This is a genomic window from Desulfofundulus thermobenzoicus (assembly GCF_009428905.1).
Taxonomy (GTDB): Bacteria; Bacillota; Desulfotomaculia; order Desulfotomaculales; family Desulfovirgulaceae; genus Desulfofundulus_A; species Desulfofundulus_A thermobenzoicus.
The window spans coordinates 1-10,198 of sequence record NZ_WHYR01000077.1 but is presented as its reverse complement, the minus strand read 5'-3'; the positions used below and the strand labels follow the sequence as shown (position 1 = coordinate 10,198).

The window sequence follows — 10,198 nt, the reverse complement described above, 5'->3', positions numbered from 1 at the left end:
GCCGCCGTTTTGCCGGTGCGGGAAGGGCGTCCCGGAGCACCTGTTTTTTCCCTGTTCCCATCCCTTCCCCCCTGGGCCGCCGCCCGACCGCTCCCTTTGTCCAGGGGGTCGTCGGCAGTCAGCAGGTGGGGCGGAATTTCCTCCAGGAAGCGGGATGGGTCGTTGTGGCGGGTAACACCGTACAGTGTCCGCTGCCAGGAGTGGGTTAAATAAAGCCTTTCCCGCGCCCGGGTGATGCCCACATAGCACAGGCGCCTTTCCTCCTCCAGTTCGGCCGGTTCGGTGAGGGAACGGGAATGGGGGAAAACCCCTTCTTCCATGCCCACCAGGAAGACCACTGGAAATTCCAGTCCCTTGGCGCTGTGCAGGGTCATCAATACCACCTGGTCGGCCTCCTGGTCGTAGTGGTCCACATCGCTGACCAGGGAAAGTTCCGCCAGAAACGCCGGTAGGGAACGGTCCTCGGCCCGCTGGTCAAACTCCCGGGTTACCGAAAGAAACTCCTTCAGGTTTTCCTGGCGGGTACGGGATTCCACCGTGTTTTCCGCCAGCAATTCCTGCCAGTAACCCGTCCGCTCCAGCACCGCCCGGGCCAGTTCAGTCACGCTCAATTCTCCGGATTGCTCGTAGAGCCGGGCGAAGAGCCGGGCCAGGCCGGTGCAGGCCGCCCGTACCGGACCGTTCAGGCCGGGCACTTCCGGCGCCCGGGCCAGGGCTTCCAGGGCCGGTATGCCCTTTTCCATGCTGTAGGCCAGCAATTTGTTCAGGGAGGCCTCCCCAACGCCCCGCCTGGGTACGTTGATGATTCTCCTTAAGCTGACCGTATCGGCCGGGTTGACCACCAGGCGCAGGTATGCCAGCAAATCCTTGATTTCCTTGCGGTCGTAAAATTTCAGCCCGCCCACGATGGTATAGGGAATGCCCCGGGACAGGAACACTTCTTCCAGTACCCGGGACATGGCATGGGTGCGATAAAGCACGGCCATATCCCGGTAGGGTATTCCCCGCTGGCGCAACCGGGCCACACGGTCGGCCACAAAACCGGCTTCAGTGCGTTCATCGCCGGCCATATAGACCACCACCGGGGTGCCCGGTCCGGCAGCGGTCCACAGGCGTTTTTCCTTGCGTCCCCGGTTGCGCTTGATTACCTGGTTGGCCGCATCCAGGATGGTCTGGGTGGAGCGGTAATTTTGTTCCAGCTTGACCACCAGGGCTTCGGGGTAATCCTTTTCAAAGTCCAGGATGTTTTGTATATTCGCCCCCCGCCAGCCGTAAATGCCCTGATCCGGGTCTCCCACCACGCACAGGTTGCGGTGTTCCGCGGCCAGCAGGTTCACCAGCACGTACTGGGCCTGGTTGGTATCCTGGTACTCGTCCACCAGGATATAGCGGAAGCGGTTTTGATAGTGGCGCAGGACCGCGGGGTTTTCCCGGAAAAGGCGTACTGTGAGCATGATCAGGTCGTCAAAGTCCAGGGCATTGTTCCGGTGCAGCTTGTCCTGGTAAAGGGCGTAGACCCGGGCCGCCTGGCGGGTAAAGAAGCTGTCTGCCTGATCCCCGTATTCTTCCGGAGGCAAAAGCCTGTTTTTGGCCCCGGAAATGGCGGCGGACAGGGCCCGGGGCGGGAACTTTTTTTCATCCATGTTCAGTTCTTTCAGGCATTCTTTGATCACCGTCTGCTGGTCGGCGTCGTCATAAATGACGAAGTTTTCTGCGTAACCCAGAAAACGGGCCTGGCGGCGCAAAACCCGCAGGCAGGTGGAATGAAAGGTGGCCACCCATAGTTCCCTGGCCACATCCGGCACCATGGCCGCCACCCGCTCTTTCATTTCCCGGGCGGCCTTGTTGGTAAAGGTGATGGCCAGGATGTGGAGGGGGCTGACACCCTGCTGTAATAGATAGGCGATACGGGTGGTGAGCACCCGGGTTTTACCGCTGCCTGCACCGGCCAGAACCAGCAGGGGACCGTCCCGGTGAGTCACCGCCCTGGCCTGGGCCGGGTTCAAATTGGCCAGCAAATCCATGGGGTTCACTTCCTTATAATGTTAACCGGGAATGATCACATCCGCATTATACCACAGCTTGAGCCTTTCGTGCATCACATAACCGGGAAAAAGATTGACCGGCGGGCGCCGGGCAGGTAGAAAAAAATAACCTGGATACCTTCGGGCGGTTCGCCCGGGCCATCCAGGAAAATACCGGTTATAGTCGTGGCGGTTCCCTGCGCTCCGCCAGCTCGGCAAAGACATCGGCCGGGGTGATGCCCTGTTCGGCCAGGACCACCAGCAGGTGGTACAAAAGGTCGGCCGCTTCTTCGATGACCTCCTCCCGGTCCCGGTTCTTGGCCTCGATGATCAGTTCGGTGGTCTCCTCCCCCAGTTTTTCCAGCATCTTATCCAGGCCCTTGTTGAAGAGTTTGGCCGTGTAGGAGCCGGCGGGGCGCTTTTCCTGCCGGTCCCTGATCACCCGGTACAGCTCCTCCAGGACCCGGGAGGAGGCCGGTGATGGCCCCTGCAGAGCGGCCTGCCCCGCCCCGCCCTTTTCCAGCGGACCGTTTTCCCCCGGCGTCCGGGGCGCATCTCCGCCTTCCGCCGCCGGCGGGTTTGCCCTTGCCCGGGCGGCCGGGCCGTAAACCGCTTCCGGGTCGAACTGCCGTTCCCCCACTACGGCCACTTCCCCGGTTTCAGTGACCCGGTAATGGAAACAGGTGAAATATCCTTCGTGGCAGGCGGCACCCTTTTGTTTCACCTTGATCAGCAGGGTGTCCCGGTCGCAGTCGTAGGCGACCTCCTGCACCCTCTGCACGTTGCCGGAGGTTTCCCCCTTGTGCCACAATTGCTGCCGGCTGCGGCTCCAGAACCAGGTTTCTCCGCTTAAGAGGGTTTTTTCCACCGCTTCCCTGTTCATGTAGGCCATCATCAGCACGGTGCCGCTGTCCGCGTCCTGGATGATGGCCGGGACCAGCCCCTGGCTGTCGTATTTCAAGCTGCTGGCGTCAAAAGTCATATTTTCACCTCATAAAATCGTTGGTGGTTAGCCATAATTAAAGCCTGACCGGGACACCCCGCCCCCGCAGGTATTCCTTTACCTGGCGGATGGAATACTCCCGGAAATGGAAGATGGAAGCGGCCAGGGCGGCGTCGGCTTCCCCGGCGGTGAGCCCTTCGGCTATGTGTTCTAATGTGCCCACCCCGCCGGAGGCAATCACCGGGATGTTCACCGTCCGGGCCACCGCCCGGGTCAGGGGGATGTCGTAGCCGTCTTTGGTGCCGTCCCTGTCCATGCTGGTGAGCAGGATTTCCCCGGCTCCCAGTTCTTCCACCCGGCGGGCCCACTCCAGGGCGTCAATGCCCGTGGGGGTGCGCCCGCCGTGGATGTAAACCTCCCAGTTTCCTACCCCGGTGCGGCGGGCGTCAATGGCCACCACAATGCACTGGCTGCCGAAGCGGGAGGCCGCCTCCGCCACCAGGGACGGGTTTTTCACCGCGGCGGTGTTGATGGAGACCTTGTCCGCCCCGGCGGACAGGATGGCCCGGATGTCCTCCAGGGAGCCGATGCCTCCCCCAACGGTGAAGGGGATAAACACTTCCCCCGCCGTGCGGTAAACCATATCCAGCATCGTTTTGCGCCCCCGGGCCGAGGCGGTGATGTCCAGAAAGACCAGTTCGTCGGCCCCTTGCCGGTCGTAGAGGGCGGCCAGTTCCACCGGGTCGCCGGCGTCCCGCAGGTTGATGAAATTGGTCCCCTTGACCACCCGGCCGTCGGTCACGTCCAGGCAGGGGATAATCCGCTTGGTCAGCACACCTGTACCCCCGCTTCTTCCTGGCCGATGATCAGCGCCTCCCGCAGGGTTATGGTCCCGGCGTACAGGGACTTGCCCATGATCACCGCCTCCACTCCCAGGGGCTCCAGTTTTTTCAATGCCCGCAGATCGGCGGCGCAGGAAACACCCCCCGAAGCGATGATCTTTAATCCGGTGGCCCGGGCCACCTCTTCCACGGCCGCCAGGTTTGGCCCCTGCAGGGTGCCGTCCCGCCAGATATCCGTAAACACCACCCGGACCACACCCAGGTTTTTCATTTCCGCCGCCAGTTCCAGAGTGTTCTTTTCCGCCGTCACTCCCCAGCCCTCAATGGCTACCTTGCCGTTGCGGGCATCTATGCCCACTGCTATGGCTTCTCCGTAGCGGTTACAGGCTTCCACCACCAGACCGGGGTTGATAATGGCCACCGTGCCCAGGACGACCCGGGCCGCTCCCATGCCCAGCAATTTATCGATCACGTCCATGTCCCGGATGCCGCCCCCCACCTGCACCGGGATGCGCACCGCCGTAAGAATGCCGCGGATAATATCCCAGTTTTTCGGCGACCCGGTAAAGGCTCCGTCCAGGTCCACCACATGGAGCATGCGGGCACCCTGGTCTTCCCACAGGCGGGCCACGGCCACGGGATCGTCGGAATAAACGGTTTCCCTGTCCAGGCGGCCTTCCACCAGGCGCACGCATTTGCCCGCCCGCAGGTCCACTGCCGGGATGATTAACATGTGCTCACCAACTCCCCAAAGTTTTGCAAGATTTTCAATCCCAGGGTGCTGCTCTTTTCCGGGTGAAACTGGATGCCGAAAACGTTATCACGACTGACCATGGCGGTAACGGGAATGCCGTAATCCGTAACCCCGGCCACCAGATCCTGATCCCCCGGGTCCACATAATATGAGTGCACGAAATAAAAGGCCGTTCCGTCCGGTATTCCTCTGGTCAGGGGTACCGGCTTTTGCCAGTGGACATGGTTCCATCCCATATGGGGAATCTTCAACCCCGGCGGCAGGCGGCGCACCCGGCCGGGAAATATACCCAACCCGTGGGTGGAGCCAAACTCTTCACTGGTTTCAAATAAAAGCTGCAGTCCCAGGCAGATGCCCAGAAAGGGTTTTCCCCGTCCGATGGCCTGTTTCACCGCCTCGTCCAATGCGGCCCTGCGCAGGTTGGCCATGGCATCCCGGAAGGCCCCCACGCCGGGCAGGACGACCCCCCGGGCGGCGACCACCTCCTCCGGTTCCCGCACTACGGCGGCGGCAAAGCCCACCTTTTCCATGGCCTTGTGTACGCTGCGCAGGTTGCCCATGCCGTAATCAACAATAGCGATCAAGGTATTATGCCTCCCCATCCTCCGCTGTCATGGTCCGGTGAGGGGTCGCCGGCCATGGTTCTATAAAATGCCCTTGGTGGAAGGTACCCTGTCCTCCCCCGGTTCCGGTGCTACAGCCTGTTTCAATGTCCGGCCCAGCCCTTTGAAAACGGCTTCAATGATGTGGTGGGTGTTGCGGCCGGACAGCAGGCGCACATGCAGGGTGAACTCGCCGCTGGCGGCCAGTGCCCGCAGGAATTCCTCCACCAGTTCGCAGTCCAGGTCCCCCACCCGTGACGACGGCAGGGAAACGTCGTAAACCAGATGGCCGCGGCCGCTCAGATCCACGGCCACCAGGGCCAGGGCTTCATCCATGGGCAAAAGCGCCTGTCCATAGCGGGCAATGCCCCTTTTATCCCCCAGGGCCTCTTTAATGGCCCGGCCCAGGCAGATGCCCGTGTCCTCCACCGTGTGGTGGCCGTCAACTTCCAGGTCTCCTTCGGCGTTCAGCTCCAGGTCAAAGCGGGCATGCCGGGTGAAGAGGCTGAGCATGTGGTCCATAAAGCCGATGCCCGTGTCCACCCGGTAAATCCCGGTGCCATCCAGATCCAGACGCACCTGCACCCGGGTTTCGGTGGTCTGCCGCTGTACTTCGGCCACCCTGGCCATAAAATTTACCTCCTCATTATACAGGCAGAAATGGTTCGGTCAATCTTTATTGGTGACACGTTGTTATGTGCTGACGGTACCGGGAGTAAGTTGCCTTTTCCAAAGCCGCATTTCGGTGCCGCTGTTTAAGCGTCCAGCACTTCCTTTAGCTTTTCCAGGAAAAGCCTGTTTTCATCCCTTTTCCCCACGGTTACCCGCAGGCAGTTTTCCAACCCCGGACCGTGCATATTGCGGATCAGGATTCCCCGGGCCAGCAGCTCCCGGTGAACCCTTTCCGCCGGCAGGGATGTGCGGAAGAGGATAAAGTTGGCTTCGGTGGGAAACGATTCCACCCCGGAGATGGCCTGCAGCTCCCGGAAAAGCTCCTCCCGGTCCGCCAGGATGCGTTTGATTAACCCGTTGAATTCTTCCCGGTGGGCCAGCACCGTACATGCGGCCAGCTGGGAAAAGGCGTTTAAATTATAGGGTTGCTTGGTGCGCATCAATAGCTCCACCACGGAGGGGTTGGCCAGCAGGTAGCCTATCCGCAAGCCGGCCAGGCCGAAGGCCTTGGACAGGGTGCGCAGGATCACCAGGTTGGGGTATTCCTCCAGCAGGGGCAGGCAGCTTTTCCCCCCGAATTCCTGGTAGGCTTCGTCCACCACCACCAGGGCCCGGGTATTTTGCAGTATGGCGGCAATTTCTTCCGGAGGGGAAGGGTTTCCCGTGGGATTGTTGGGCGAACACAGGAAAATCAGCCGAGTATCCCCCTTCCGGGCGGCTTCCACAATGGCTTCCACGTCCAGGGCAAAACCGGCTCGCCGGGGAACCTGTACCGGCGCTGCACCGGCTATGCGGGCGTGCACACCATACATGGTGAAGGTGGGGGTGGCTATAAGCACCCTTCCACCGGTGCCAAAGGTGAGCATGAGATTTAAGATGATCTCGTCGGAACCGTTGCCTACCATGATGCCATCCCGGCCGGCACCCGTGTAGGCGGACAGTTGCTCCACCAGCCGGCGGGCGGCGGGATCGGGATAGCGGTTAAAGAATTGTTTCCCCATGTGCTGCCAGATCTCCTCCAGGATGACCGGGGGAAAATCGTAAGGATTTTCATTGGCGTCCAGTTTAACCATCCCCTGGTGGCTCTCTGCCCGGTAGGGTACCAGCTCCGCCAGATCCGGCCGCATCAAGGCCAGCGGATCAAAGGAACCGTTCACTTTTCCTCACTCCCCTGGGCCAGTCCATCCCGGGTGAAAAGTCCCGGCAGGTGCCCGTTTTTGTTGTTCCGGTTATTGAAGGAACGGCGGCCGGCGTTATTCAGCGGCGGCGGTTCGGCGGCGGGACCGGTGGGCGGCTTTTCCAGCCGCATTTCCACGGACCGGGCGTGGGCGTCCAGCCCCTCCAGCCGGGCCAGGCAGGTAATGTGGGGCGCCATTTCCAGCAGTGCTTCCCGGGAACAGGAAATGACGCTGGTTTTCTTTAAAAAGGTATCCACCCCCAGGGGCGAATAAAAACGGGCAGTGCCGCCGGTGGGCAGAACATGGCTGGGTCCGGCCAGGTAATCTCCCAGGGGCTCCGGGGCAAAAGCCCCCAGAAAAACGGCCCCCGCGGCCCTGATCCGCCCCAGCCAGCGGAAAGGATCCCTCACCAGCAGTTCCAGGTGTTCCGGAGCGAACCGGTTGGCCAGATCCAGAGCCTGTTCCATATCCCGGGTGAGCACAATGGCCCCGTGATCCCGCAGGGCGGCGGCCGCGATTTCCCGGCGGGACAGCCCGGCCAGCTGGCGCCGCAGTTCTTCCTGCACCGCCCGGGCCAGCCCGGCGTCCGGTGTGAGCAGCAGGGCGGCGGACAGGGGGTCGTGTTCTGCCTGGGAAAGCATGTCGGCGGCCACAAAGCGGGGATCGGCCGTTTCGTCGGCCACCACCAGCACTTCGCTGGGACCGGCCAGCATATCGATGTCCACCACCCCGTAAACCTGCTGCTTGGCCAGGGTTACGTATAGATTTCCCGGCCCCACGATTTTATCCACCGGGCGAATGCTTTCCGTTCCCCAGGCCAGGGCGGCGACGGCCTGGGCACCGCCCACCCGGTATATTTCCGTAATGCCGGCCCGTTCTGCGGCCACCAGAACGTGGGGGTTGATTTTACCATCACTGCCCGGCGGGGTGACCATTACTATCTCTTTTACTCCCGCTACCCGGGCCGGCAGGGCGTTCATCAGCACCGAGGAGGGGTAGGCGGCCCTGCCTCCGGGCACATAGACGCCCACCCGGTGCAGGGGCCGGACCAGCTGGCCCAGAAGCATCCCCCGGGCATCGGGCTCCATCCAGGAGCCGGACAGCTGGCGCCGGTGATAGGCAGTGATGTTTTTCACCGCCATCTCCAGGGCGGTCAGGAAATGGGCATTCACCTGTTCCCGGGCGGCTGCCATTTCCTCCCGGCTCACCTTCAGCTCCGCAGCAGTCAGGGTGACCCCGTCAAAGCGGGCGGTGCAGGCGCACAGGGCTGCATCGCCACCGGCCTTCACCTCGGCCAAAATTTCCTTTACCCGGTTCAGCGCCTCCTCCCGGCCGGCGGGGTGCCGGGAAAACACTTGCTCCAGCAACGGGTCCTCCGGACCGACGATTTGGATCAATAACCACTCCTCCTTCAGGCTGCCTTTGGGTGGCGGGAAGCAGACGACCTTTCTTTAACTAGTTAAATTAGTACCATGATACAATGATAAACTACACCCCGTCCCTTGTCAACTTCTTTTAATGTTATTTTAAGCAGGGGGATGGAAATTTGTGACCGGCGGTACAAATAATGACAGGCCGGCCCCTTCGCCCGCCCGGCTAACTGCCTTCGCCCTTTCGGGCGGCCAGGCGGGTTAGCACCAGCTGGTAGCCGTCGGCTCCGTAGTTCAGGCAGCGTTTTACCCGGCTGATGGTGGCGGTGCTGGCTCCGGTGAGGGCGGCGATTTCCCCGTAGGTACGGTTTTCCCGCAGCATCTTGGCCACGGCCAGGCGCTGGGCCATGGACTTTATTTCTGCCACCGTGCAGATATCTTCAAAAAACTGGTAGCATTCGTCTATGTCCCGCAAAGTTAAAACGGCCTCGAATAACTGATCCAGCAGGGGGTCTTTCAGTTTACCCGTATAAGCCATGGAGCATCCCTTTCAATATTATCCTGTTTTCATCCTATTATTCCACGGAGGAAGGGGTTCTCTTTCCCAAAAGCACTTCGACACAGGGTAAAAAAATCCTTTTTATCTTTACAAAAGTAAAGGGGCATCGTAAGATGCCCTTCCCAGAATGTTTATGTCAGGTGGGCGGGACCGGCCGGCCCATTAAAATGGGCGGCCGGCCTTTCCATGAACGGTAAAACCTGCTGGATGGAGTTTACCGGTTTGTTTCGGGGGAATTTCATATGAATGTTCTTTTTTATGTCCCGTGCCGTTAATCTGCAAGTGGTACTGTAAAATAAGCTCGTCCAGTACCCGGCTGACTGCCAGCAGCTCAGCGGTGTTACGGTAATCAATCCTGTTGAGTTTCAGGCGCAGCTTTTCTATTTCCATCAGCAAACAGCTTTGTTCCACAGGTTCACCACCTTTTCACCGGTCACAAAATCCGCCTGTTCCGTTAACCGGGCCTTTTCCCCGGTGTCTGAATCTATTTCCACATTAATTCACCGGCAATCATGGTGGATACGGGATTTATGCCACCGCAGGCCACTCCCCGGCAGAAGGCGTCCACCAGATGCGGGTCGAGCTGGGTGCCGGCACAGTAGTAAAGCTCTTTAACCGCCGCCTCCCACGACATGCGTGGTCGGTACACCCGGTCCGAAGTCATGGCGTCAAAGCTGTCGGCCACGGCCAGAATACGCGCTTCCAGGGGTATTGCTTCCCCGGCCAGGCCTTCCGGATAGCCGCCGCCGTCGTAGCGTTCGTGATGGTACAGGGCCACCCGGCTGATGAAGTCCATACCCGGAATGGCCGAGAGGATTTCATAGCTGTATACGGGATGTTTTTTTATTTCTTCCCATTCCGGGGCCGTGAGTTTGCCCGGTTTTAACAGCACCGTACTGGGAATGCCCAGCTTGCCTATATCGTGCAGCAGGCCCGATAAATAGACCCGCTTTTGTTTTTTCTCGGTCATGCCCAGTTCTCTGGCCAGCATCAAAGAATAGGAAGCCACCCGCTGGGAATGCTGGGAAGCCACCTTGAAACTGGCTTCTAGCACGTGGATCAGCGCCCGGGCGGCATGGATCATGGTGGATTTCATGGGGACACCTCTGTTTTGGTGGAGTTGGCGGCATGGAGGGAAATTAAAGGCGGGGAACGCAAAAAAACGGAGCCATAATAGGGAGAATGCATAATGTATCCTCTTATGCATGATAATGGCAAATTTGTATGAATTACCCCCCCCCCCCCGAGGGTTAA

General features: G+C 60.2%; 11 protein-coding genes. All 11 read right to left on the bottom strand.

The window, feature by feature from the left end; all coding sequences use genetic code 11:
* Positions 1–2,024: DNA helicase PcrA (gene pcrA / locus GFC01_RS17035; protein ID WP_152948351.1), on the bottom strand; the 2,024-nt coding region annotated here is incomplete at its 3' end.
* Between the two features lie 178 nt (positions 2,025–2,202).
* On the bottom strand, positions 2,203–3,006 hold the full coding sequence (gene hisI, locus GFC01_RS17030; RefSeq protein ID WP_152948350.1) for a phosphoribosyl-AMP cyclohydrolase: 804 nt from the start codon (positions 3,004–3,006) through the stop codon (positions 2,203–2,205).
* A 37-nt stretch (positions 3,007–3,043) separates the two neighbouring features.
* Entirely contained in the window at positions 3,044–3,802 is a 759-nt protein-coding gene (gene hisF, locus GFC01_RS17025; protein ID WP_341474075.1) for an imidazole glycerol phosphate synthase subunit HisF, read from the bottom strand.
* Positions 3,796–4,542, bottom strand: coding sequence for a 1-(5-phosphoribosyl)-5-[(5-phosphoribosylamino)methylideneamino]imidazole-4-carboxamide isomerase (gene hisA, locus GFC01_RS17020; RefSeq protein WP_152948349.1), 747 nt, complete (start codon positions 4,540–4,542; stop codon positions 3,796–3,798). Before hisA ends, hisF begins: the two co-directional genes overlap by 7 nt.
* Complete coding sequence (gene hisH, locus GFC01_RS17015) at positions 4,536–5,147, bottom strand: imidazole glycerol phosphate synthase subunit HisH (RefSeq protein ID WP_152948348.1); 612 nt, start codon at positions 5,145–5,147, stop codon at positions 4,536–4,538. The genes hisA and hisH overlap by 7 nt, the downstream gene beginning before the upstream one ends.
* 60 nt (positions 5,148–5,207) lie before the next feature.
* Positions 5,208–5,795, bottom strand: coding sequence for an imidazoleglycerol-phosphate dehydratase HisB (gene hisB, locus GFC01_RS17010; protein ID WP_152948347.1), 588 nt, complete (start codon positions 5,793–5,795; stop codon positions 5,208–5,210).
* A gap of 125 nt (positions 5,796–5,920) precedes the next feature.
* Positions 5,921–6,994: a histidinol-phosphate transaminase gene (hisC, locus tag GFC01_RS17005; RefSeq protein ID WP_341474074.1), complete on the bottom strand. Its 1,074-nt coding sequence runs from the start codon at positions 6,992–6,994 to the stop codon at positions 5,921–5,923.
* Positions 6,991–8,412, bottom strand: coding sequence for a histidinol dehydrogenase (hisD, locus tag GFC01_RS17000; protein ID WP_152948346.1), 1,422 nt, complete (start codon positions 8,410–8,412; stop codon positions 6,991–6,993). Before hisD ends, hisC begins: the two co-directional genes overlap by 4 nt.
* A 199-nt stretch (positions 8,413–8,611) precedes the next feature.
* The gene (locus tag GFC01_RS16995; protein WP_152948345.1) at positions 8,612–8,923 is read right to left on the bottom strand and encodes a YerC/YecD family TrpR-related protein; all 312 of its coding nucleotides are present in this window, start codon (positions 8,921–8,923) and stop codon (positions 8,612–8,614) included.
* Positions 8,924–9,106: 183 nt separating this feature from the next.
* On the bottom strand, positions 9,107–9,334 hold the full coding sequence (locus GFC01_RS16990; protein WP_194175017.1) for an aspartyl-phosphate phosphatase Spo0E family protein: 228 nt from the start codon (positions 9,332–9,334) through the stop codon (positions 9,107–9,109).
* Between the two features lie 94 nt (positions 9,335–9,428).
* Entirely contained in the window at positions 9,429–10,040 is a 612-nt protein-coding gene (locus GFC01_RS16985) for an HD-GYP domain-containing protein (RefSeq protein WP_152948343.1), read from the bottom strand.
* Positions 10,041–10,198 lie beyond the last annotated feature (158 nt).